A 428-nucleotide genomic window follows, 5' to 3' on the forward strand; every position below is an offset into this window, starting at 1 on the left:
CTCGCCCCGGCGACAGAAGAAGGCACGTTTACCGTTTCCTACTCCACCCAAAAGAAAAACACCAAAGCCTCACTGGCCGACACCCAAGCCGTCATCGAGCAATTTATCGCCGAAGGCCCGACCGAAGCCGAGCTGAAACAGGCCAAAGCCAACATCGTCGGCGGCTTTCCCCTGCGCTACGACTCCAACGACAAACTGCTCAACTACCTGAGCCTGATCGGCCTCTACAACCTGCCCAACGACTACTTGGAAGCCTACCCCAAAGCCATCAGCAGCCTGACCGTCGAACAAGTCCGAGACGCATGGCAACGCCGCGTCAAATTCAAAGACCTCAACACCGTCGTTGTCGGTGCAGAATAAAACGCTTTAAAACAACAGGCCGTCTGAAAGATTTTTCAGACGGCCTTTAGCTTTGTTTAAAATCAATC

The 428-nt window shown here is 53.3% G+C and carries 1 protein-coding gene; it reads left to right on the forward strand.

All coding sequences use genetic code 11. The features are described from left to right. A partial coding sequence (locus tag ACTHSP_RS22100) for a M16 family metallopeptidase (protein WP_440347023.1) occupies window positions 1–360 on the forward strand: 360 nt, incomplete at its 5' end. Window positions 361–428 lie beyond the last annotated feature (68 nt).

It is taken from the genome of Neisseria sp. P0001.S005 (assembly GCF_051963715.1).